19 protein-coding genes are annotated in these 23,011 nt (G+C 54.3%); 6 read left to right on the top strand and 13 right to left on the bottom strand.

The window, feature by feature from the left end:
* Window positions 1-55: 55 nt before the first annotated feature.
* Window positions 56-2,308, top strand: a complete 2,253-nt coding sequence (locus ACKGJP_RS04110; protein WP_409344421.1) for an AraC family transcriptional regulator — start codon at window positions 56-58, stop codon at window positions 2,306-2,308.
* 454 nt (window positions 2,309-2,762) lie between these two features.
* Here the strand turns inward: ACKGJP_RS04110 and ACKGJP_RS04105 are convergent, their stop codons facing one another.
* The 5 genes from ACKGJP_RS04105 to ACKGJP_RS04085 all read right to left on the bottom strand — a co-directional run bounded on the left by ACKGJP_RS04105 (window position 2,763) and on the right by ACKGJP_RS04085 (window position 8,908).
* On the bottom strand, window positions 2,763-3,650 hold the full coding sequence (locus tag ACKGJP_RS04105; protein WP_409344420.1) for a carbohydrate ABC transporter permease: 888 nt from the start codon (window positions 3,648-3,650) through the stop codon (window positions 2,763-2,765).
* 12 nt (window positions 3,651-3,662) lie between these two features.
* The gene (locus tag ACKGJP_RS04100; protein ID WP_409344419.1) at window positions 3,663-4,625 is read right to left on the bottom strand and encodes an ABC transporter permease; all 963 of its coding nucleotides are present in this window, start codon (window positions 4,623-4,625) and stop codon (window positions 3,663-3,665) included.
* Between the two features lie 87 nt (window positions 4,626-4,712).
* Window positions 4,713-6,344, bottom strand: coding sequence for a hypothetical protein (locus ACKGJP_RS04095; protein ID WP_409344418.1), 1,632 nt, complete (start codon window positions 6,342-6,344; stop codon window positions 4,713-4,715).
* A gap of 706 nt (window positions 6,345-7,050) precedes the next feature.
* Entirely contained in the window at window positions 7,051-7,998 is a 948-nt protein-coding gene (locus tag ACKGJP_RS04090) for an aldo/keto reductase family protein (RefSeq protein ID WP_409344417.1), read from the bottom strand.
* A gap of 31 nt (window positions 7,999-8,029) precedes the next feature.
* On the bottom strand, window positions 8,030-8,908 hold the full coding sequence (locus tag ACKGJP_RS04085) for an NAD-dependent epimerase/dehydratase family protein (RefSeq protein ID WP_409344416.1): 879 nt from the start codon (window positions 8,906-8,908) through the stop codon (window positions 8,030-8,032).
* A gap of 195 nt (window positions 8,909-9,103) precedes the next feature.
* On the opposite strand from ACKGJP_RS04085, the gene ACKGJP_RS04080 reads away from it, so the two are divergent.
* The 4 genes from ACKGJP_RS04080 to ACKGJP_RS04065 all read left to right on the top strand — a co-directional run bounded on the left by ACKGJP_RS04080 (window position 9,104) and on the right by ACKGJP_RS04065 (window position 12,348).
* A complete protein-coding gene (locus ACKGJP_RS04080; RefSeq protein WP_409344415.1) occupies window positions 9,104-9,541 on the top strand; it encodes a GNAT family N-acetyltransferase in 438 nt (145 codons plus the stop codon).
* Between the two features lie 32 nt (window positions 9,542-9,573).
* Window positions 9,574-9,951, top strand: a complete 378-nt coding sequence (locus ACKGJP_RS04075; protein WP_409344414.1) for a winged helix-turn-helix transcriptional regulator — start codon at window positions 9,574-9,576, stop codon at window positions 9,949-9,951.
* A 92-nt stretch (window positions 9,952-10,043) separates the two neighbouring features.
* On the top strand, window positions 10,044-11,027 hold the full coding sequence (locus ACKGJP_RS04070) for a phosphotransferase enzyme family protein (protein ID WP_409344413.1): 984 nt from the start codon (window positions 10,044-10,046) through the stop codon (window positions 11,025-11,027).
* 157 nt (window positions 11,028-11,184) lie between these two features.
* Complete coding sequence (locus ACKGJP_RS04065) at window positions 11,185-12,348, top strand: iron-containing alcohol dehydrogenase (RefSeq protein ID WP_409344412.1); 1,164 nt, start codon at window positions 11,185-11,187, stop codon at window positions 12,346-12,348.
* Between the two features lie 133 nt (window positions 12,349-12,481).
* On the opposite strand, the gene ACKGJP_RS04060 is transcribed toward ACKGJP_RS04065, so the two are convergent.
* The 3 genes from ACKGJP_RS04060 to ACKGJP_RS04050 form a co-directional block, all read right to left on the bottom strand.
* Window positions 12,482-12,706 carry a hypothetical protein gene (locus ACKGJP_RS04060; RefSeq protein WP_409344411.1) on the bottom strand — a complete coding sequence of 75 codons (225 nt, stop codon included), beginning with the start codon at window positions 12,704-12,706 and terminating at the stop codon, window positions 12,482-12,484.
* Between the two features lie 43 nt (window positions 12,707-12,749).
* On the bottom strand, window positions 12,750-13,274 hold the full coding sequence (locus tag ACKGJP_RS04055) for a hypothetical protein (RefSeq protein ID WP_409344410.1): 525 nt from the start codon (window positions 13,272-13,274) through the stop codon (window positions 12,750-12,752).
* A 216-nt stretch (window positions 13,275-13,490) separates the two neighbouring features.
* Window positions 13,491-14,249: a LamG domain-containing protein gene (locus ACKGJP_RS04050; RefSeq protein ID WP_409344409.1), complete on the bottom strand. Its 759-nt coding sequence runs from the start codon at window positions 14,247-14,249 to the stop codon at window positions 13,491-13,493.
* A gap of 215 nt (window positions 14,250-14,464) precedes the next feature.
* Here ACKGJP_RS04050 and ACKGJP_RS04045 point away from each other — a divergent pair, with 215 nt between their 5' ends.
* Complete coding sequence (locus ACKGJP_RS04045; RefSeq protein ID WP_409344408.1) at window positions 14,465-15,073, top strand: YitT family protein; 609 nt, start codon at window positions 14,465-14,467, stop codon at window positions 15,071-15,073.
* A gap of 20 nt (window positions 15,074-15,093) precedes the next feature.
* Here the strand turns inward: ACKGJP_RS04045 and ACKGJP_RS04040 are convergent, their stop codons facing one another.
* The 5 genes from ACKGJP_RS04040 to ACKGJP_RS04020 form a co-directional block, all read right to left on the bottom strand.
* Entirely contained in the window at window positions 15,094-16,608 is a 1,515-nt protein-coding gene (locus tag ACKGJP_RS04040; protein WP_409344407.1) for an extracellular solute-binding protein, read from the bottom strand.
* A 137-nt stretch (window positions 16,609-16,745) separates the two neighbouring features.
* Window positions 16,746-17,615, bottom strand: coding sequence for a carbohydrate ABC transporter permease (locus tag ACKGJP_RS04035; protein WP_409344406.1), 870 nt, complete (start codon window positions 17,613-17,615; stop codon window positions 16,746-16,748).
* Window positions 17,615-18,559 carry an ABC transporter permease gene (locus ACKGJP_RS04030; protein WP_409344405.1) on the bottom strand — a complete coding sequence of 315 codons (945 nt, stop codon included), beginning with the start codon at window positions 18,557-18,559 and terminating at the stop codon, window positions 17,615-17,617. The genes ACKGJP_RS04035 and ACKGJP_RS04030 overlap by 1 nt, the downstream gene beginning before the upstream one ends.
* Before the next feature lie 287 nt (window positions 18,560-18,846).
* Complete coding sequence (locus ACKGJP_RS04025; RefSeq protein WP_409344404.1) at window positions 18,847-20,439, bottom strand: response regulator; 1,593 nt, start codon at window positions 20,437-20,439, stop codon at window positions 18,847-18,849.
* Window positions 20,440-20,573: 134 nt separating this feature from the next.
* Entirely contained in the window at window positions 20,574-22,331 is a 1,758-nt protein-coding gene (locus ACKGJP_RS04020) for a sensor histidine kinase (RefSeq protein ID WP_409344403.1), read from the bottom strand.
* Between the last annotated feature and the right edge of the window lie 680 nt (window positions 22,332-23,011).

Raw genomic sequence — 23,011 nt, 5'->3', positions numbered from 1 at the left:
ATAATGATTCCACCCGGGGCGTTCCTTGCGTTCCGAACGGTAGGAGGATGCAGACATGAAGACGAATCGCTCAAACGCCAATCGCACATACGCCAAGTTTCTGCTGTCGCTTGTCGTCTCGATCGTCGTCACGCTTTTTACCGTATCCATCATCCTCTACTTCAACTTTGTCAAAGTCGCCTTGTCCAATATTTACGATTCGGAGAAAAACAGCCTTTCCCAAACGAGCTCCGGTGTCAAATTCATGAACGACTCGGCGCATACGCTTGCGCTGCAAATTTATACGGACGGCGATCTGACCGCTACGCTGGACAATCCGTTGCGCAACCCGCCTCAGCTCAGCGAGGCAGCCGCCAAATTGAACATGTACCGCTACATTTCGCCGTTCATGCACTCCATCTATGTGTACAGCGACACTACGGAGGCCTTCTATATCAGCTCCCCGGCCATCCATGACGTGGTGCAGGGCAAATCCTCGTTCGAGGACAGAGAAGCGCTCTCGCTCATCGAGAGCTATCGCAGCTACAAAACCTTCAGTCCCATTCCGCGCCTCATTCCGGATACCGCCGGGGGAGACGGCACGAAGTCCGCGAGCGTATACACCTATATGTTCCACGATATCCCGAGCGGCAGCAGCAAGCTGGGCCGAATCGTCATGCTCAACATTTCGGAGGCGTTCATCCGCGATACGATCCAATCGCTCGAGGCGGGAGCTCCAAGCGACACGTCCATCGTCGATTCGGACGGCCGGCTCATCAGCAGCAACCTGAAGGAGCCGATGCTAACCGACGTATCCGAGCGTTCCTACGTTCAGCAAATACGCCGTTCCGCGGTGCCCTCCGGTTATTTCGTCGATCAGGTGAACGGCGTGAAATCGCTCATTATTTACGCTTCGTACAAACCGCTCGACTGGACATTTATCCGTACGATTCCGTACGCACGAATCATCGCCAAGATCGATCACATGAGACAAATCACGCTGCTGCTCGGCCTCGCGATTCTGATTGTCGGCCTCTTGGCTTCCTACGTGCTTTCGCGCCGGCTATTCAAGCCGATTGACAAGGCGCTTGCCAGCCTAAAGACGCTCGAAGCCGAGAAGAGAGACCGCTTCTATCACGAAAAGCAAGAAGCACTGCGGGATTTACTTCGCGGCAGGCTCGTGAAGACGGGCGATCCAAGCCTGCTGTTCGCCAAATATCGGATGGAGCTGCAGAAGGACAAAGCGTTCGTGCTGCTCCTTCTGCGAATCGATCGGTATTCCGAGTTTTGCAGCGCATATAACGCCGTAGACCGCAGCCTGCTGAGGTTTTCGGTCAAAAACATAGCCGCCGAGCTGCTCGACGGACATTTCCTGCGCGATGCCGTGGATATGGAGAACGATCAGATCGCCTTGCTGCTCAATGTCGAGGAAGGCGACCGGAAGGACGTCGACCATGCCCTTCATGGGCTGATCCTGCGCATTCAAGAGGCTGCGCAAGCCTATCTCAAGCTTTCCATATCCGCCGTTATTTCGGCCAGATTCCGCTGGGACGACGGCATCGGCGATGTATACGGAGAAGCCGAGCAAGCCTCCATGCACCGGTTGATCCGCGGCCACGGGTGCATCATCGACGTGGAATCCATGGGCGAGGATGCTTCGGACCGCTACTTGTACCCGTTCCATAAAGAGCAAGCATTCTCCGAGGCGCTGTTATCCGGGAGAATCGACGACGCGAAGCAAAAATACGGGGATATGGTTAACGATGCCGTAGTGACGAACGATCATACGACCGTTCAGCTGACGCTGACCCATTTGGCTTTTGCCGGCGGACGCTGTCTCGACTTGATGAAAAAGAACGGTTCCCAGCTGCCGGATGCAAGCTCCGCTTCCTTCGTCCAAGCTTTCAATCAGTTGGAGACGCTGGAGCAGATCAACGGGCATTTCCATACCTTGTTCGACCGAATCGCCTCCAAGCCGGAGGAGAAGAAAAAATCGCGGTATGACGAGCTGACAGTACAGGTAACCGCCTTGATCCGGTCCCAGTACATGGAGCCTGGCCTGTCTCTCGACAGTGTCGCAGATGCAGTCGGCATGTCGCCGGCCTACTTGGGCAGGTTGTTTAAGAAGCTGACCGGCAAGTCGATTCCCGATTACATTATGGAGGTCCGCAACCAGCAGGCAAAAGAAATGCTGGCGCGTACAGACGCCCCCATCAACGACATCGCGGAACGTGTCGGGTTTACGAACAGCACTTACTTCTTCAAGGTGTTCAAAAAAACGAACGGCGTTACGCCGAACGAATACCGGCAAAGTATGGTTGGGGGATAGTCTCCCTCTCGGGCAGGCCGTTCGAGATATGCGGGACCGGGGCGGGAGCTTTTTGGGAGCATAACAGACTGCGGCGGCGTAATTTCTTGGGACATGTGCGGCTTTAAAGAAATAGCGGAATATCGAGGCGTTACTTTTAAGCGGATGGCCGTAAATCGATTGAATCCGATTCGTCCGAAAGACATCACGCCCTGCAACGGCCATCTACTGTCTTATCGGCCATCGGAGCAAATGCGGCATTGTAAAATCTGCAAACCTATCGAAACCGCAATAAGAAGAAGAAGAAGAAGAAGAAGAAGCTGTCCCATAAGCTATGAAAATAGCGCAGGGACAGCTTCTTGTTTACGAACTCTCACAACCAGAGGGTGAAAAGGATAGTATTGTGAAGCAATGTTCACTATTACTGAGCTTAAGTTCACTAACTATCAGGAAAACAGGCTGTTTGTCCGTTCCATTACCCCTTGACCGCTCCAAGCGTGACGCCCTGTATGAAGAACCTCTGCAGGAACGGGTATACCAGCAGCAGCGGGAGGACGGCTACGCATACGGTGGCCATTTTGACCGTTTCCGGCGGCAGCGTCTGGATTTGCGCGAACTGCGTGGACAACTCGTTGCTGACGCTGTCGGTGCGGATCATGTTGCGGAGCACGACCTGGATCGGGTACAGCTTCTTGTCCGTAATGTAGAGTAAAGCGCCATAGTAGCTGTTCCAGTGCTGGATGGCGTAGAACAAACCGACCGTCGCGATAACCGGCTTGGACAGCGGCAGGACGACCCGGATCAGCGTTTGCCAATCGCTGCAGCCGTCCACTTTGGCGGCTTCCTCGACTTCCGCCGGCAAATTCTCGAAATAGGTCTTGACGATCAGCATGTTGAAGGTCGAGATAAGCCCCGGCAAAATGAGCGCCCACAACGAATTGAGCAGCCCCAGCGAGCGAACCGTCAAGTACGTCGGAATCAGGCCGCCCGAGAATAGGATCGTGAATACGATCCCCAGCAGCACCGCATTGCGCCCCCGCAAGCTCTTCTTCGACAGCGGATAGGCCGTGAGCAGGGTGATGGCCAAGTTAGCCGCCGTCCCCAGCACTGTAATGATCACGGTAACCCGAATCGCCCTAGGGACAACCGGACTGCCGAAAATCGTTTGATACGCATCCCAGCTGAACGTTCGCGGAACGACGAGAAAGCCGCCATGGCGAAGCACCTCCGAGAACGGCGTAATCGACACCACGAACACATAATAGAGCGGGAACAGCGTCAGCAGCGCGAAGACCGCCATCCCCGCATAAATAACGGCATCCACAACCCGGTCGGATTTCGTCCGCTGCAGGATAATTGACATGTTATTTTCCTCCTACCAGACGCCGGAATCCGTCAGTTTCCGGGATATATTGTTGGCGGCCGTAATCATGATCAAGCCGACGATCGACTTGAACACGCCCATGGCGACCGGCTCGCCGAATTCGAACTGCTCGATGCCGCGCCGGAAAATATTCGTATCGAGAATATCGCCCACATTGTAGACCAGCGAGTTCAAGAATACGTAGACTTGATCGAAGCCCGCGTCCAGAATCGAACCCATATTGAGAATGAGCAGCAGCATAAACACGTTGCGGATGCCCGGCAGCGTCACATGCCACATTTGCCGCCAGCGCCCCGCCCCGTCTACGACCGCCGCTTCGTAAGTTTCGGGGTTGATTCCTGCGATTGCGGCCAGATAGAAGATCGCGCCGAAGCCGGTGCTTTTCCATATCTCGCTGAGGATCAGCATCGGGCGGAACATATCCGGGTTCGTGAGCACGTTCAGCTCGCCCCAGTTCATATCGCGAACCCAATTGGTCACAAGGCCGGAGCCCGGAGCAAAGAACGAAAACACAAGGCCGTACACAATGACCCACGAAAGAAAGTAGGGACCGTATGTGACGGTCTGCACGATTCTCTTGAACCAGCGGACGCGAACCTCGTTCAGCAGAACGGCAAACAGCACGTCCGGGATCATATTGAAAACGATGCGGTAAAAGCTGAGAATAATCGTGTTTTTCAAAACCGTGAAAAAATCATACGATGTGAAAATCGTATGGAAATGCTTAAACCCGACCCATGGACTGGCCAGCACGCCCTTGGTCAAGCTGTAGTCTTTGAAGGCAAGCAGCACGCCGAACATCGGCACGTAATGAAATACGATGTAGTACAGCACGCCCGGAATCAGCATGATATACAGCCATCGGTTACGGATCAAGCTCCCCTTGCTTCGCGGCCTTTGCGGCGCTGCGGCTGTTAGCGCGGACTGTTCCGCTGCGAGCGATTGATTGTTCATCTGCGCCCTCCCATCCTCAGGCCCGACAAGCAGGGAGGGCCTGACCCGTTCCGGGGCCCGGCTCCCTTCCTCTTGCCGGCGATGCCGTTATTTGTACGTAATTTTTTTGCCCTGCGCGGCAGCGACTTGTTCGGCGTAGAAATTCATGATGGTGAGCAGTCCGAATTTGTCGATCATATCCTGGCGGTATTTCGCCCAGTTCGCGCCGCTTTTCTCTTCAAATATCATTTTGTTGATATACTCGGTACCTTTCTTCGACAACGCCGGAAGATCCATGCCTTCGCCTACGCTAAGCGACGTTCCGATCGACGAGCTCTTCTTGTAGGAGCGCAGCTGCTTGAGAATCGCGCGGTCGCGGTCGGTTTCATTCGGATCGATCAGCTCGAGTCCGAGTACATTCGGCTCGTTCGGCGTAAATTGCGAGTAGAGCGCCAGGAAGTTGCCCTTTTTCACGATATCGATGTTGAACGCTTCCGGATTGATTTCGATCCGCTTGCCGTTCTTCTTGTAGTGGACGCCTTCTTTCCCGTAGTGGGTGAGCAGGAAGCCTTCCTCGCTGGTCAGCCAGTTGAGGATTTCCATAGAGCGGGCCGCCGCGTCGTCGGACGATTTGCCGTTGATCAGGAACGGGTTGTAGTTGCCGGGATTGTTACCGACGCCGAACTCTTTATCCGGGAACGGGTTGAACGGCTCCCAATCGGCCGTCTGGACGCCGGTGATTTCGCGCGTTCTCCGCTGCAGGCCGTTCGGATTGTTGTCATAAGCAATGTCGTTGCCCCATGCCTGAATGATCCCGACCTTGCCTTGGGTCGCTTTCTCGATCGTTTGAGACCATTTGTTCAGGAACCAGTCGGGATCGACCACCTTCGAATCGATGAAGGAGACCAGCTCGTCGATGACTTTTCCGAGATTTGCATCATATTTGGCAACGCGGAGAACGTCGTTATCGATCCAGAACGTGTTTTGCATGCCGTTTTTCAAAAATACCGGGAATTCATAGCTGACCTGCGTCCCGTTGCCGGCCGTCGTGAATCCGTACGTGTCGTTTTTTCCGTTGCCGTCCGGGTCTTTGGTCGTGAACGCTTTCATCGCTTCGATCATTTCATCGTAGTTCGTCGGCATTTTGAGTTTCAGCTTATCCAGCCAGTCCTTGCGGATATAGTAGCTGCCGTTGACATCCTGCGGGAACGGGAACGGCGCGCGTTTGAACACATTCTGCACCTGATAGCCCTTGAGCTCCTTCTCCGTCACCCATTTGAAATAGTTAGGAACCTTCTGCGGCGTCAGCAAATTCGCCAAGTCTTTGACGGCTCCGTCTTTGATCAGCTTGTTGGAGTTCACGCCGGGGTATTGAAACAAATCCAGCTGTTCCCCGGATGCCAGCTTCACATTAATGAGGTTTTCCGCCTCTTTCTCGCCGCCGCTGAGCAGAAGGAGCGTGAAGTCGACATTGAACTTCTCGTCGATCGCCTTCTTGACGAAATCCTGATCGGCAGGCGGGAGGCTCGCTGTCGTATTCAATTGAGGCAGCGCCCAAACCAGCTTGATTTTAGCTTTGGCCGGCGGCTGGGATGCCGTTTGCGCGTTATTGCCGCCGGTTGCGGACGGAGATACGGACGGCTCCGGATCGGATTTGCCGCATGCGCTTACAATCGTACCAAGCGCAAGCACGGCCGCGAGACCCGCCGACACTTTCGAAAGCCTTTTTTTACGTTTCATCGATAAACCCCCTGAGTCAATTTCACTTCCTCCACAATGTAACGCGGTTCAACCTGCGGCGAAACTCAAAATATACGTACATCGATGCCATTTTCGTCAAAAAGCGGGCTGCACATTACGTTCCGAACTCCAAAACAGAACTGCAATAATCGTATCCGGCTGCCGAATTTATCGTTTCTGCGGCAAAGCACCCAAAATGGGTGCGGACTCGCGTTTATGGATAAGCTCTCCTTCCAGTGTACAACAACCCCATGTCAAATGAGGAAATAGGCGGTTCTAAACTTGCCGCTTCCAGCGTCCGCGCAGCCTCGACCGGCAAAAAAGGAGCCCCTATCGGGACTCCTCGTTCCATCCATATTATTTTCGCGCTTAACGCCGCTTCGGTTTGCGACACCCGCACGGTTTTTGACGCCTATTTTTCTTCCGCTCTCCGGTGCATTTTAAACAGTCTTTCCGGCATAATCCCTGTCCCCATGGAAAGCGGCTGCAAACATTACGGCAGAACCGCTCGCAGCGGGTTTCGTTCGGAGCGCTTCCGTAAGAAATTTTCGCCATCATATTCGGTTTAATCCCTCCTCTTGTAAGTTGTCCTATATGTTACGCAGGGAGGGAAAGCAGAGTGCGTACAAGTCAATCGGTGCTTGTGCGGATTCGACTGTTGCATACGAAAAGGAGCCCCTGTCGGGACTCCTCGCTCCATCAGCGCTTAAGCCAAAATCGTTTCGATTTCCTGCAGTTCTTCCGCTGTAAACGTTACGCCTGAAGCTTTCGCGTTATCTTCGATTTGCTGCGGACTGGAAGCGCCGACGATGCAGCTCGAGATATTCGGCAGCCGCAAAATCCAGGCAAGCGCCAGCTGGGTAACGCCGATCTCCTTGCGCAGGGCGATTTCCTGCAGCCGCTCCACTTTGCGGAGAACCTCATCCTGCAGCACGCTTTGCATGAACATGTTCGACTTGTCATCGGTCGCCCGGGAGCCTGCCGGCAGCGGCGCGCCCGGTTTGTATTTGCCCGTCAGTACGCCTTGCGCGAGCGGCGAGAAAACGATTTGCCCGACGCCGAGCCGTTCGGAGGTCGGAACGACGTCCGCTTCGATTTTGCGCTGCAGCATGTTGTATTGCGGCTGATTGGAGACGATTTGGTCGAAATTGCGCGCATTCGCGGTATGTACGGCCTCGCTGATCTGCACCGCACTCCACTCGCTGACGCCGACGTAAAGCACTTTCCCCTGTCTGACCAGGTCATCCAACGCGCGCAGCGTTTCGTCCATCGGCACGTCCGGATCGAAGCGGTGGCACTGATAGAGATCGAAATAGTCCATATTCATGCGCTTCAGGCTCGCTTCGCACTGCTCCATAATGTGCTTGCGCGATAACCCGCGGTCGTTCGGCCCGTCGCCCATCGGAAAAAAGCATTTCGTCGCGAGCACATAAGAATCGCGCTTGTATTTGCGGAGCGCCTTGCCCATGATTTCTTCCGCAGCTCCGCGGTAGTATACGTTAGCCGTATCGAAGAAATTGATGCCGAGCTCATAAGCCCGGTCGATGACAGCCTCCGAGCGGTCCCCGTCGACGGAGCCTCCGTATGTGAGCCAGCTGCCTAAGCTGATTTCGCTTACCTTGAGTCCGCTTCTTCCTAAACGGCGATATTTCATAGGTTTTCATCCTTCCTTCGAATAAGTGAGGTTAGTAAGGTGCGTTTTCCTGCAGAAAATATTGCTGGCGCCAGCCTAGCAGCTGCTTCGCCCTCTCGTTGCTGAGCAAAGCCGGGCGTCCCTCTTGCGGCAGCCGGTTCTCCTTCACGTCCGGCAAATACCGCCGTATCAGTTCGGCCGTGGCCACGTTCGAAGACGTATCGTCAGCCGCCAGAATGAGCGATTGCGCGCCGAGGCCGTCTTTTTCGATCGCCATCCGGCAGGCGGCCGCCACATCGCGCACGTCAATGTAGGTCCACAGAATGATTTTGCGCGCTTCCGGTTCGCTGAAGCTCCCGATAACGCGGGCATAGTCGGACGGTTCCAAAATATTGCCGAGCCGGAACGACACGACCTGCATCCCCGTCCTCCGGTGGAACGTTTCGCCCGTCAGCTCGTTGACGACCTTGGACAAGCCGTAGCTATCCTCCGGCAGCTGCGGATGCGCCTCATCTACAGGCAAATAGCGCGGAGAGAAAAAGTCCGAAGCATATACGATGCCGTACGACGATTCGCTGGATGCCGTGACCGCCTTCCGAATGCCGAGATTGGCGGCCGCCTCCAGCACGTTATAGGTGGTCATGACGTTGTTGCGGAACGTCACGTCGTTCGCATGTGTGAACGCCTGCGGTATGGCCGCGAAGTGAATGACCGCTTCGATCGGCTTCCGATCGCGCGTGCCGTATGCCGATAGCGCGTTATGCACCTGCCCGAGGTCGTTCAAGTCGACGATGAGCGTCTGGCACAGCTTCTCGTCCGGCAGCCGGTTATCGAGATTGAGCACATCATAGCCGTGATCGAGAAGCTCCCTTACGATCCATTTGCCTGCCTTGCCGCTGCCTCCGGTCACAACGACGCGTCCTTGCCCCACATTCATCCACTCCTTTGTTTTTCTATTGCCATTGTAGTCCTGTCGCTACATAATGAAAAGTAGTGAAATGTTTTTGATATGGTCACATTGCGTATAGCTGGTTACCTTATGTATAGTTGCTTCTAACGCCGCGAGACGCGGCAAATCCGGCCTCGCGCAATACGCCGGCCGGCCGACACGGAAAGGATGAACGTCATGATTACGATCCGGGAAGCAGAAGCAAGCGACCTATGCTGGATCAACGATCAATACGGTCGAGCGGATTTCCTCCCCTCCACACTTGTCAATGAAACCGTCGTCATTGCCCGTTGGCAGGACCAAAAAGCGGGTTTAGGCAGACTTGTACGCATCGACGCCGACCATGCCGAGCTCGGAGGCATCTATACGCTGGACGCCTTCCGCGGCAAAAAGGTCGCTCATGCCATCGTTCGCCATCTGACAGAGGAAGCCCGGAAATCCGGCGATGCGCACGTTTACTGCATCCCCTTCGGGCATTTGCGCCATTTCTATGAGCGGTTCGGATTTCGGCTGATGCGGGATGCGGAGGAAGCGCACGAGCAAGTCAAGAAGAAATACGAATGGTGCCTGCAGCAATACGCGGAGCCCACGTTACTGATGAAGCTGGAACAATAGATAATCGCAACGGAACAAAGGAGGCTACTACGATGCCCTACGAACGTCAGGAAACGGACGGAAGCGTCAGAACGAAGCCGAAGGCAGACAGCTACACACCCAAAAACCCCGTCGATATCGAATGCTCGATTGAACAAACCCTTTGCGTCATCGGCGGCAAATGGTCGTTTCTCGTGCTCCGCGAGCTGTTTTGCGGCGTCAAGAGGTTCGGCGAGCTTCAGCGCAAAATCAACGGCATCAGCCCGAAGGCGCTAACGGATACGCTCCGCCATCTGGAGGAGTACGGCGTGCTCGAACGGGAAGCGTTCCCGACGGTGCCGGTTACGGTGCAGTATACGCTGACGCCGAAGGGCGAAGATCTGCATCAAATTTTGAAGGAAATGAAGCTTTGGGCGGCCAAGTGGACATAACTAAGCCGTACGCGAACGGCCGGATCGCTCCCTGAACAGGGTGGAGCGGTTCGGTCTTTTGCCGTATCCGAACGGAATGGAGGGTGAGTTCCTTGCTCGAGTCACATCAACTTCGCGAGTTGTTATCCGTTTATCCGGTCGCCGATCCTCGGGTCGCGTTCATCCGGCACAACGAGAACATCACGTACCAAGTAACGGACCAGGCGGATGGAAAGTCATATTTGCTGCGCATCCATAAGCCCGTCACCGAAAATTTACAGGGCGTCCAGCATACGCCGGAAGGGCTGCGCTCGGAAATGCAGCTGCTGGCGGACATCGCGGAGCGTACGCAGCTGATTGTTCAAACGCCGGTGCGTACACTGTCCGGACAAACGGTCGCTTTATGGGAAACGGACGGCGAAGCCGTTCCTTTTACGCTTTTGAACTGGATTGACGGCAAAACGATGGAGAGACCGGATTTGAGCGACGAGGACAACGTGCGCCGCTTGGGCCGTGAGCTTGGCTTGCTGCACCGTTTTTTCCGATCGTATTCGCCCCCCTCGCCGCTCGTCAGGCCGGTTTACGGCCTGGAACGAAACGCGGAATCGCTCGACCGGATCCGCTACGGCGCGGAAACCGGCATTATCCGTCCTTCCGATATGGCGATCATCGAGGAATCGTTCGCGCTCATCGACCGGCGTCTCGGACAGCTCGGGAAACAGCCGGACCTATGGGGACTTATTCATGCCGATATGAATATGGGCAACGTGATCGTGACGGAACGGGGCTTCGGCTTTATCGATTTTTGCCTATCGGGGTATGGCTACTACATGCTAGATGCCGCCCACTGCGCGCTGAACGTCGGGAAAGAAAACCGGGATGCGTATCTGGAATCGTATGCGCAAACGTTTCCTCTGCCGGACCGCCCGCTCGACCATTTGGCAAGCTTCGTGCTTTCGGCTATTTTCGGCAATTACGCGTTTCAAATGAAAAATCCCGCCAAGCGGGAGCGCATACGCGATCGATTGCCCGTCATTTGCGAAACGTATTGCAAGCCGTTTCTGACGGGCGGGGAAAGCCTCTTCCACCTCATCTGAGTCCTCTGTATTTTGGGCGCGGGAAACACGTTTGTTATAATGGAAAAGGCGGCGATTTCGCCGCTTAGAACGTTAGCAGCGTTAAACGGTTTACTTGCAGGAATCTAAGACCGATGCTTACGTACGGTTTTTTCACAAAACCTTAGGAGGGTAACCGATGAACACGTTCACGTTTTACAACCCAACCCGGCTAATCTTCGGCAAAGGTACGCTGGAGCAGCTTCTCACGCAAATTCCGCAATACGGCACGAACGTGCTTGTCGTCTACGGCGGGGGCAGCATCAAGCGCAACGGCATTTACGACGGCGTGATGCGTCACCTTAAGCAGCTGAATGCAACCGTTCACGAGCTGAGCGGTGTCGAACCGAATCCGCGTCTGACTACGGTGCGCAAGGGCGTCGACATTTGCCGGAAAGAAGGCGTCGACTTCATTCTCGCCGTCGGCGGAGGAAGCGTCATCGACTGCGTCAAAGCGATCGCCGTCGGAGCCAAATACGAGGGAGACGTATGGGACGTCATCACCCGCAAAGCGGCGGCTACGGACGCCCTTCCTTTCGGTACGGTGCTGACGCTTGCCGCGACCGGCTCGGAAATGAATTCCGGCTCCGTCATCACCAATTGGGAGACGCAGGAAAAATACGGCTGGGGCAGCCCGCATGCGTTTCCGAAGTTCTCCATCCTCGACCCCGAGCATACGTATTCGGTGCCCAAGGATCAAACCGTATACGGCACTGTCGACATCATGTCGCATATTTTAGAGCAATATTTTCACCATACGCCGAACACTCCGGTGCAAAGCGCCTTTTGCGAAGCGCTGCTGCGCACCGTGATCGCCACAGCACCGACGCTGCTTGAGCAACCGGAGAGCTACGAGCACCGCGAAACGATTCTGTACAGCGGCACGATCGCGCTTAACGGCATGCTTTCCATGGGAGCGCGCGGCGATTGGGCCACCCATAACATCGAGCACGCGGTAAGCGCCGTATACGACATCCCGCATGGCGGCGGTCTGGCCATTCTGTTCCCGAATTGGATGGAGCGAGTTCTGGACGAAGGCGTCGCCCGCTTCAAGCAGTTTGCCGTCAACGTATTCGGCATCGATCCCGCCGGCAAGGACGACCGGGAAACGGCACTGGAAGGCATCCGGGCGTTGCGGGCCTTCTGGACGTCGATCGGCGCGCCTGCAAGACTGGCCGACTACGGCATCGGCGACGACAAACTGGAGCTGATGACCGACAAAGCCATGGTGTACGGACCGTTCGGCAACTTCAAGAAGCTCGAACGGAACGACGTGCTCGCGATATACCGGAATTCGCTGTAGATGAACGCCGCCGGCATTTTTCCTTGCGTTTAGTGGAGGAGCCGAAGGTTTGCGGGTATATTAATAAAAGCTGCAGCTCTTCCTTGAGGGAACGGGCTGCAGCTTTTTATGATTGATATCAGGCCTTGCATCGTTAGCTTTCTTTTCTTTTTATTTCCCCGGTTACGTGACGAATGTATTTCGTGCCGCAGTGAGGGCAAGTCATTAATACTTCGATGTCCTTGAAGTCCCTTCCGCATTCCGTACAATTGATTTTTGCCGATTTCATTCTAGGAATGTCTTTTTTGAAAAACAGGTAGGCCTGCCTTAAACTAATGATTATTCCTATCAGGATGACAATCATCACTATTTCTTCCACTATGTCTATCTCCTCTGCCATGTCATGTTGCGGTTGAATGGAATTATGCGTCTACAACGACAATATTGTCTTCCAGCTCTCTTCCTTCCAGATAATCAACCGAAATCCATTCAAAATAGCTTAGTCCTATTTGTCCGGCAAGAAGGTAAGCGGGCGAAGTTTGATCCAACAGCCCTCCCCGGCTCTTGCAATCAAATAAATCCTCTACGTTCTCTATCGAGTTGCCTTGTTCGAGAATCAAATCTTTTATGATGTCGATATCATACACATGCTTCTCAATAGTCAAATCGTCCGTCCAGTCGCACTTATAGTCGAAGACAAGCTCGTCTTTATCGAATATTTTCAGTTCCCATCCGTGATCCTCAGCATAGACGTAATGAATTAACAATCCGGGGTTATAGAAAACAACCGAAGGGCTTGGTTTAAATCTTTTCCCTTTAGTCACAAATGTAACCCATCCGTTGCTCTCCTCAAATACGTAGCCTTCGTTTCCCGATTCTTTCAGAAGATGGATAACGGCTTCTTGACGATTGGTTTTCAAATGATAGCTTTCGCTGAATTCGCTCACGATGACGGCACCTCTGCTTTTTCTTAATGAGGATGAACAAGCTCCGGAACTGCTCCGGTGGTTTTTTCCATCCTAAATTAGTTCGTGATTCTCCCTCCTTTTCCCTTCTGCAAAAAAATAAAAGACTACCCGTTAGCGGCCGCACGTCAAAAAGGGCTGCATACCGCCCCTTTTAGGGGGCTCCGCAGCAGCCCTTTTGTCCCGCTTTCCCGTTCGCTACCGCAGCGTCTCAGCGGCGAGACCGGCGATTTCGTCGGCCGTCAGCGCGCGGTCGAATACGGCAAGCCCGCCGAGCGAGCCGGTAAAGAAATTGCCGGGCTCGCCGGACCGGTCGACGGCGCCGACCGTAAAATCGGCGCCGTCGGCACCCCCGTCGAACAACCCGCCCCCGTACCGGTACGGGTTAAACCGCTCGCGCTCGTCCAGCCTGCCGTCGAGATAGGCTTTGGCATAAGCGCCGTCGTACGTAAAGAGCGCCAGATGCCATTCGTCCCGCGTAACGGGCGTCGAGCCGATGGCCGAATCCATGCAGTACTCATAGCCGGGCGTCGGTCCGCCGACCGAAGAAACATGGCCGCATACCTGCTCGGCGCTGTTCCAGATCCGAAGATTCAAGAACAGGCAGTACTGCCGTTTAAGCCGCGATTCGTCCCACATGCCGGCTACCGCTTCGCAGCCCTTATAGTGCGATTCCCCCCACTTCAGCCATGCCGCTACCGTCACCTGGCTGCCCGGTCCGTGAAGATTAAGCGCCGGGCACGATTCGCGTGGAATGCGGAACCATTGTCCGAATTCCAGCCTGGCCGCATGCGAGCCGAATACCCCGTCATCTTCCCGCCGGATCGGCCCGTTCATTTCGAGCAGCCGGTAAGCATGCGGCCCGTAAGCCTCCCGCTCCGTCCCTGCCGGCTCGTGAAAGTCCCAAAAGCTGATCAAACCGTCCGTTGAAAGCACTGCTTTTTGAAGCTGATTCATGGATCAGACATCCCCCTTGCGTAGGTTTCTCGCACGCCCGGCCGCTTTCGGCTTACTTCAAGCATACGAGGCGATAGCTTGTTTTTACATGCACGATTTGCGCATCGCCATGTATTTTTTTGTACCGTTATTTTTTTGTTCCATTTTTAGGAAGTTGAGCGAAGGCGCTGCATATACATGAGACATGCCTTTCTTTCCTAGGGGAGCTGGTCGGATTGCTGTCGCTGCAAAGACTCGCCGTAACCGTTGCCGGAAGCCTGCTGATCGCCGTCGGAATCAACTTTTTCCTGGTACCGTTCATGGTGCTGGACGGAGGCATCCTCGGCGTTTCGCTAATCGCCAACTACATATTCGGGGCCAAAATAGGCTTGCTCATGCTGCTTTTCAGCATCCCCATTTTCACGCTCGGCTGGTTTTATGATCGCGACGCTCTGTATAACAGCCTGCATGGGCTGCTGCTTTCCTCCTATTTGATCGACCTGCTGGAGCCGCTGCAATACTACTTCCTGTACGATGTCGAATTGACGCCGTTCAGCAGCTCCGCGCTAGGAGGATGGATGATAGGGTGCGGAATCGGAGCCATGCTGAGGTACGGCGCGAGTACGGGAGGCACCGATTTGCTGGCCCATTTGCTAAAGAAAATCGTCAAAGTAAATGTCGGCATTATCGTCTTTATGATTGACGGAATCGTCGTCGGTCTGGGCGGCCTTCTCTTATCTGCGGAAACCTTGCTGCTTTCTATCGTTTCGATCACGGCCGGCGGCATCGCGACAAGTTTGTGCACGATGAAATGGAAACGAAAACCCCGCACCCGGAGCAGGTGAGGGGTTGGCAGCCGCAAAGCTTATTTCTTTTTCGTAAAATACTCGTTGTTCATCGCGTCGATCGCCGTTTTGCCGCCGCGCGCGTTGAATTCCTCGACGAACTTGTCGAATTCCTTCAGATCGCGGTTGCCCACGATAAATTTGACCACATTCTCGTTCTTGAACGTTCTCAACTCGGACAGCTTCTTGTCGTAACCGTCGATCGGCGGCGCGAAGAAGGTTTCTTCCTTCACTTGTTTATCGTCGACGAGGGAATTATAGTACGGCGTGAATCCTTTGCTGACCAATCGGTTGCTGAAGTTCTCCTTCGTATCCATCAGCTGATACATAATGCGCCAGCCGATCTCGTTGCTTTGCGCAATAGTCTGTACGGGTTTTCCGTTTTCCATCTTGTAATTGGTTCCCTCAAAGCCGAAATCCTGCACCTTAAGCGCATCCGGAGACGAAATATAGTTCAGGTATTCTACCATGGCCTCCGCATTTTTCGCGCCCTTCGGAATAACGGAATAGCGTGCGATCGGCACTTCCTGAATCATGCCCGACAGTCCCTTAGGACCGACCGGCAGATTTTGATAGTCGACCTTCGCATTCGGAATTTTTGTAGCGAGCGTATCGGTAATCGTTTTGGCGTCCCACCAGCTGATGACGGCGGCAGCGGCTTTCCCTGCAATCATTTTTTCCGTCAGATTGTTCGTCTTGAGAACCGGGAATTCCTTGTCGAGAAGCCCTTCGTCAAACAGCATCTTCAGGAATGTCAAGTATTCCTTGTACTCTGGCTGTACGTAACTGAATTCCAGCTTCCCGTTCTTGACAACCGTGGTCGTGCCGACGCCGAATGCCCCTGCGAAGGCGGAAAGCGAACTATCGAAGTCCTCTCCGGAGGAAGCGGCCGTAAGCGGCGTAATGCCCTTCTTCTCCTTGATCGTTTTAAATACCTGCACGTATTCGTCGAGGGTATTCGGCTGCTTCAAATTCAGCTCCTGCAGAAGGTCGCTGCGGATCAGCACGCCCCGTGCGACGGTTGCCGTCTGCGGGTAGACGAAAGCATACAGCTTGCCGTCCACGCGTGCGGCGTCGAGCTGCTCCGGCGTTACCAGCTTCTGATAGTTCGGCGCTTTTTTGATGAGCTCGTCGAGCTGAAGGAACGCACCTTGCTTCGCCAGCTTGAAATAATCCTCCTTCGAGCCGAAAGGAATCCAGTCCGGCACGTCGCCGGAAGCAAGAATAAGCGATATTTTTTGGGAAGGATTCTCTCTTGGCAGCACTTCAATCTGAACGTCGATGCCGGATTTCTCGCGATGATACTTGATGATCGGGTTGTTGTTGATGTTCAATCCGTCCTTGAACGTATCGGTTGCCGGATTATACGGCGCGATGTATTTAATTTCCTTCTTTACCGGTGCGGCCGAGCTTGTCGCAGCCGGCTTTTCGGAACCGGTCGCAGCCGTTTTTGGGGATGAGCCTGTCGAACAGCCTGTTAGCGCCAGCGCCAGCGTCAGCGTGCCAGCCGTGAGAACAGTCGCTTTCTTTTTCATTGTGTAACCTCCCATTTGATTATACTATATTGCTCTATGTCGAGGGATATCCCCTTGACCGCGCTGCTCTTTGGAGACTCGACGACAGACGAATCGGTGCAGAGCTCCCGCCCTGCCGTCCAGCCTCCTTGATCCGTTCAGCCCTTGACCGCTCCCAACATGACGCCCTGAACGAAAAACCTTTGCACGAACGGATAAACGATCAGGATAGGCACGATTGCCAAAATGATTGTCGCGGCCCGGATCGATTCCGGAGCGCTGTGCATCAAAGCCTCCACGTCGCTCATGCTGACGTTGCTTTCATCCTGGATAATTTGCATCAAATACACCTGAAGCGGAATGAGCTTACGGTCAGTGATATACATGAGCGCATTGAAGAAGTTGTTCCAGTACATGACCGCGTAGAACATCGAAACGGTTGCGATGGAAGGCAGCGATAACGGCAAGTATATCGAAATCAGCGTTCGCGTATGGGTGGCTCCGTCCATTTTGGCCGATTCCTCAAGCGCCTCGGGTATGGAGGAGAAGAAGCTTCGCAGCAGGATGAGGTTGAACGGCACCAACACGGTGGGCCAAATGAGCGACCACAGCGTATTCGTCAAGGCGAGTTCCCTAACCACCAAATACGTAGGCACGATACCGCCGCTGAAAAACATGGTGATGACGTACAGCAGCATAATGACGCGTTTGCCGGGCATCCCCTGCTTCGACAACGGATACGCGGCCATGATCGTAATGATCATGCTCAGCAGAGTCCCCACAACCGTGATGAACACGGAGTTTCCAAAGGACAGCAAGTATTGCTTGTTATTCAGCACATATTCAAACGAGCCTAGATGAAAGCCCTTCGGCAGCAGCGTAACTTCCTTCGCCAATACGTAGCTGTCGTCGCTGAGCGACTTAGCCAGAATGTGTACGAAAGGAAACAGCATCGACAGGCCAAGCACCGTCATGAACACATGATTGGCGGTATGAAACAGCTTCTCGCCGCTGGTTTGCTTGACCATCAGTATATCCCCTCTTCTCCCATTCTTCTGGCGAACCGGTTGGCGATGACGAGTAAGATACAGCCTATCACCGACTTGAACAGCCCTGCAGCGGCGGTGATGCCGAACTCCATCTTGCCGAACGCGACGCGGTATACGTAGGTATCGATGATATCCGCCACCTCGTAAACGGACGTGTTATACATCATGAGCACCTGCTCCATCCCGGCGTCGAGCAGATGGCCGATGCGCAGCAGCAGCAAAATGACGATGGTCGTCCGTAGACCCGGCAGCGTGATATGCCATATTTGCCGGTACCGGCTCGCGCCGTCCACGATCGCCGCTTGGTACAGCTCGCCGTTAATGCCGACGATGGCGGCCAAGTACACGATCGCTCCCCAGCCCGCTTCCTTCCAAATGTCGGAGAATACGAGCAGCCAGCGGAACAGCTTCAGGTCGACCATGAAGAAAATCGGCTCCCCGCCGAACCATTGGATGATCGTATTGACGATCCCCGAGCTCGGCGACAGCAGGTCTCCGCAAATACCGCCGATAACCACCCATGAGATGAAGTGGGGAATGTACGTAATCGTTTGAATCGACCGCTTAAATACTGCCAGTCTCAGCTCATTGATCAATATGGCCAATACGATCGGCGCCGGAAATCCGATAAACAGCTTCATCACGCTGATAATCAGCGTATTTTGGATAATTCGGGGGAACTCGTCGAACGCGAACAGCGTGCGGAAATGCTCGAGACCGATCCAGGGGCTCTTCATCACGCCTTGTATAATGTTGTAATCCTTGAAGGCGATGACCACGCCGTACATGGGAATGTATTTGAATAGGAGCAGAAAAACCAGCCCCGGCACCGACATCAAGTACAAATCCCAATAGCTGCTCCAGTGCTTGGCCCATCGTCGCTTCGTCCGTTTGGGAGCGCCTATGTCAAGCTGTGTCTGCATCCCGTCACTCTCCTAACATGAAGTCGTCTTGCTTTCTGCTATCATCATAGCCCCTTAAGAAAGCGTTTCCTACTATACGGCGATGACCTCGAATGATAGTTTCATGACTTCCGCAGGTCTGTGCTTTGAAGGCCTACGCCAGCCGGCTTGAAGGGGACTGCCAGGCATACGGAAATCACGGACGGTCCTTTGGTGCATGACTATACGTTTGTGCGTGTGGGAGGTAATACACCGCTGTCCTTGTCCACTTTCAAAAAAAACCGCGCCTCGCGGCACGGTTCTCTCGTTCATTTATTCAGTTCCCCAGGCTTGACTCCCCAATATTTCTGGAACGTCTTGGAAAAATAATTAACCTGCTTGAAGCCGCTTTGCTCAGCCGCCTCATAGACCTTGCAGCCTTGCACGAGCAGCAGCTTCGCCCTTTCCATACGGCGCTGAAGCAGGTAGTCGCTGAAGGAAATATCCATCTCTTCTTTAAATAGCCTGCTTAAATAGGAGGCGTTCAAATACAAGTCTTCGGAAATCTTATACAAGCTGATCTCTTCCTGCAGCCGCTCGTCTATGATTTTGAGAATCTCGACTACGGTTTGCCGGGTGCTCGATTTTCGGTTGTCGTTGACGTACCGGCATATTCGTCCGATCATTCGGACCACCCATTCCCGGATTTGCTCCTTGGTCACGAGCTGCCCCAAATTTTCGAAAAACGGATAGTCCTCCTTGGCGATATCCGTAAGCAGCCACTGCCGCGCATGAATAAACCGGCTCAGAATGCCGCTTATATGAATGAGAAATTCGCGAACTTCGTGCATGCTGGCCGCCGTGAAGGCCGTTCGGACCATCGAATCGGCAACCTGCTTCGCCTGCGCCTCGTCGCCCAAATCCATCGCCGTTTCGAGCGGCTTCTCCAGCTCGGTCATGGACGTCCACTTATCGATGGCATCCGGCTGCTCGCGGAAGGATATCGCGATGTCGTTGCCATGAACGATACGTTCCCGCAGCGCCTGGCGCGCCTTCTGATAAGACTCGGCGAGAAGCGCATGCGTAGGCGCTACGGACCCGATGCCCGCACTCGCCGTCACCTTCAGGCATTCCTTTACGACGCTAAGCACATCGACAACGAGGTTGTTGATCCTCTGGTAGAACTCCTGCTTCGTCTCCTCGGTCAGACCGTAAAAAACGACGGCCGTCATCCCGTCATCGTCCTGCACCAAGTAGGACGTCGAGCCCTTCAGCCTCTCCTCTGCAATGGAGAAGAGGGAGAACAGCAGCAAGGAGCGGTCACCGGAGAGAAACCGCGTTCCGCCCTCGGGCAGCGGATCCATGTCGAGAACGGCGGCGGCCAGAGGCCGGTCGGGCAGCTCCAACGCAAGCTCGTCCGCGCGCTTCACGACCTCCCAGCCGGCATAACGGCCCGAAAGCCAATTGGTGAAGAACGTTTGCCTCAAATGGGGAAGATGCGCTTTCCATTTGTGCTGCAGCTGTTCGTGATTATACATGTCCTCCAAGTCCTGCCTGCGCTTGTGGGCCGCTTTGAGCACCGCTTCCGCTATCGCCTCGTTGCTCGCCGGCTTCAACAAATAATCGAGCACGCCGAGCTGCAGGCTCTGGCGCGCATATTCGAATTCGTCGTGTCCGCTCAGGATGACAGTCTTCACATGCGGATAACGCGCATGAAGAATTCCCGCCATTTCGAGCCCGTCCATAACCGGCATACGGATGTCCGCAAGCACGATATCCGCCCCGATCTTTTCCACAAGGGCAAGCCCCTCTTTGCCGTTCTCGGCTGCGCCGACCAGATCGATCCCATGCTCCTCCCACGGAATGCCTTCCGCAATCCGGCTGCGCAGGCGAAACTCGTCTTCGACGATAACCAGCTTCATCTTCTTTCCCCCTTGCTGCGATACCCCTCATATAGAAGCGCTAATGAAATGTCTTCCGGCCGTAATAAACGAAAAAGGGAGAGGCAGCCGGACTCTCCTGTGCCAGCGAAAGCCCCACCGGCTTATGAAAAGGATTATCCGGGCGGATCGGTTTCGCCGACAGGAACGGCAAGGATGACCTTCGTTCCGCGGCCTTCTTCGCTGTCGATCGTAAACGAAGCGCCGGAGCCGTAATACAGGCATAACCGGGACTTCACATTTTTGAGCGCAAAAAACTTCTCCGCCACGCCCTCCTCCCGCACCGCCAGCTTGACCCGCTCCGCATGGATCTGATCGAGCGCCTGCCGCAGCTCAAGCAGCCGCCCCCGCTCCATACCGACGCCGGTATCCGCTATCTCGATATGAAGCATCGCCTCCCTTAGCATGACTCGAATCGACAGCATACCGCCGCCATGCTTCCGCTCCAAACCGTGCACGATGGCGTTCTCGACGAGCGGCTGCAGCAGCAGCTTAAGAAGAGGAAACCGCCGCGCCTCCTCGGCTACGTCCACCTCCAGCCGGAACCGGTCCATCAGCCGGATTTGCTGTACGCGGATATAGTATCCGAGATGCTCGACCGTCTCGGCAACCGTAAACAATTCCCGGCCGCCTTTCCCGAGGCTAACCCGGAAAAACATCGCCAAATTCATCGTCATCTCGCTGATTTCTTGAACGCCGTGCTCTTCCGAAACCGTATAGATGCAGTCCAGCGTGTTGTACAGAAAATGGGGATTGATCTGGGATTGCAGCAGTTGGAACTCCGACTTGGCCAAACGCAGCTCCTTCTCGTAATCCTCCTCGATCAGCTTCTTATGCTTAGCGACCATATCGTTAAACGTATTCATCACGTAACCGAGCTCATCCTGGCGCTTGTGGCGGACGAAGGCCCCTAGATGGCCCGCGCTGAACTGCTTCATCTGCCTGGCCAAGCTGGAGAGAGGCTTCGCAATGCTTCCGTACACAAGCAGAGAAACGAGCAATGCCAGCAGGACGCTGACGAACGTAATCGCATACGTGTAATATTGAATCTTGTTGCTGGGCGCTAAAATTTCGCGCTCCGGCTGTCTGATCGTCAGCGCCCAGTCCGAAGCAGACAGCTGAGACTTAGAGGATATCAGTCTCGGCTTGACGCTCCCATGGGTATCAGGCAGCTCGGTCCAAACGGTTTTCCCTTTGTAGGCTAGCAGCATTTCGGCATCCGGAGAAGGGATGAGCGGCATAATAATGTCCAGTATGGTATTTCGGTGAAGCGATAGAATAACAAGATCGTTCGCTTGCCGCTGCGGATTGTACGGGTTCATCAGACGGATGAAATACAGGCGTTCCTTCTTCCAATACACGTCCTCGTCTTGCGTTTCCGATCCCGGCACATAGACGATCATGCCTCCGTTCGCCTCGATCGCCTCGCGGTACCATGACTGCTCCTCCACGCGGGAAAAGTCGACGATTCCCTTCTCCCAGGTCAGTGCGGTTCCCGTATGGCGCTGAAGAATGGCGATGTCCAGCAGCGTACGGTTTACGCTGACGATCGCCGAAAACTGCTGCTGCACCATACGAAGCTCGTATAGGCTCGCGTTGGACAGCTCCGACGTCATGCCGTCCAGCACCTCGTTGATTTTTTTGTCTGCGCTGATGCTGAAGGACATCTCTTCGACATTCCGCATGATAAGCTCCAGATATTTGACGGCCGAATCCATCGACGCCTCCAATCGCTCGCTAACCTGCCGCTTGAGGATCGCCCTGGAGCTGTAATTGCTGACCAGGCTGACGACGACCAGCGGAACGAGGATAAGCAAGAACCACACCGTTATTTTAAATTGAATGGATCGTTTAAACAGATTGTGCTTCAGCATGTTTGACGCCTCCATATGCCCGTTCTCGATCGCGCCAACCCGTCAGGCGATAGTAACAATACATTCGCGGCCGGCCGGCATACTCCTTGTGATTCAAGCGTAAAAATATCGTGACAAAACTCCGGCCATAAAACGATCCTCCATTCGCGTGTAATGCGTAAACGGGCCCTTCGCTTACCGAAGGACCCGCCGGATAATCAATTACTCTGCTGCATGGAGCGGAATCTGGTGCGGCTCTATCGAACGGGAGAACCGCCGTTTCCGCAAGCGTCAGTTCGGCCCTACGTACGTAAGCGTCACATCGTCGATCAGCACCGTACCCGCGCCCGACATCGACCCTGCGCCGAAAACGATCGGCTCTGGCGGCGCTCGAGAGAAAAAGAGAAGACGTCGGGAGGTCAAACGGGATAGCGAGCCGACAAGTTGTATAAAGTGCAATACTTTTTGCGAAATAGAGAGATATTCGAAGAAATCTTGTATTTTTGCAGTATTTCTACCTTGAATTCAAGGAAATGGACGTTTTCGCTTCAAAATATTGCATTTTATACAAGACTCAAGTGAATTCGACCCCATCCCCCTTGAAATGCTGCATTTTATACAACATGTACCTCCGCCGCCGCCCCCTCTTCATTCTCTCAAATACGATTCCGCTGAACCGACGGCACTCCGTACCAGCGCAG

This window comes from Paenibacillus litoralis, assembly GCF_046244365.1.
Classification (GTDB): Bacteria; Bacillota; Bacilli; order Paenibacillales; family NBRC-103111; genus Paenibacillus_V.
The sequence above is the reverse complement of the archived record's forward strand: the minus strand, read 5'-3'. Positions and strand labels throughout refer to the sequence as shown.

What these genes read in the sequence shown, in the direction of transcription:
- ACKGJP_RS04110 (WP_409344421.1), top strand. Translation starts at nt 56, where the DNA reads ATGAAGACGAATCGCTCAAACGCCAATCGCACATACGCCAAGTTTCTG.
- ACKGJP_RS04080 (WP_409344415.1), top strand. Translation starts at nt 9,104, where the DNA reads ATGATTACGATCCGGGAAGCAGAAGCAAGCGACCTATGCTGGATCAAC.
- ACKGJP_RS04100 (WP_409344419.1), bottom strand. Translation starts at nt 4,625, where the DNA reads ATGAACAATCAATCGCTCGCAGCGGAACAGTCCGCGCTAACAGCCGCA.
- ACKGJP_RS04035 (WP_409344406.1), bottom strand. Translation starts at nt 17,615, where the DNA reads ATGGTCAAGCAAACCAGCGGCGAGAAGCTGTTTCATACCGCCAATCAT.
- ACKGJP_RS04075 (WP_409344414.1), top strand. Translation starts at nt 9,574, where the DNA reads ATGCCCTACGAACGTCAGGAAACGGACGGAAGCGTCAGAACGAAGCCG.
- ACKGJP_RS04050 (WP_409344409.1), bottom strand. Translation starts at nt 14,249, where the DNA reads ATGAATCAGCTTCAAAAAGCAGTGCTTTCAACGGACGGTTTGATCAGC.
- ACKGJP_RS04025 (WP_409344404.1), bottom strand. Translation starts at nt 20,439, where the DNA reads ATGAAGCTGGTTATCGTCGAAGACGAGTTTCGCCTGCGCAGCCGGATT.
- ACKGJP_RS04090 (WP_409344417.1), bottom strand. Translation starts at nt 7,998, where the DNA reads ATGAAATATCGCCGTTTAGGAAGAAGCGGACTCAAGGTAAGCGAAATC.
- ACKGJP_RS04105 (WP_409344420.1), bottom strand. Translation starts at nt 3,650, where the DNA reads ATGTCAATTATCCTGCAGCGGACGAAATCCGACCGGGTTGTGGATGCC.
- ACKGJP_RS04030 (WP_409344405.1), bottom strand. Translation starts at nt 18,559, where the DNA reads ATGCAGACACAGCTTGACATAGGCGCTCCCAAACGGACGAAGCGACGA.
- ACKGJP_RS04020 (WP_409344403.1), bottom strand. Translation starts at nt 22,331, where the DNA reads ATGCTGAAGCACAATCTGTTTAAACGATCCATTCAATTTAAAATAACG.
- ACKGJP_RS04040 (WP_409344407.1), bottom strand. Translation starts at nt 16,608, where the DNA reads ATGAAAAAGAAAGCGACTGTTCTCACGGCTGGCACGCTGACGCTGGCG.
- ACKGJP_RS04065 (WP_409344412.1), top strand. Translation starts at nt 11,185, where the DNA reads ATGAACACGTTCACGTTTTACAACCCAACCCGGCTAATCTTCGGCAAA.
- ACKGJP_RS04095 (WP_409344418.1), bottom strand. Translation starts at nt 6,344, where the DNA reads ATGAAACGTAAAAAAAGGCTTTCGAAAGTGTCGGCGGGTCTCGCGGCC.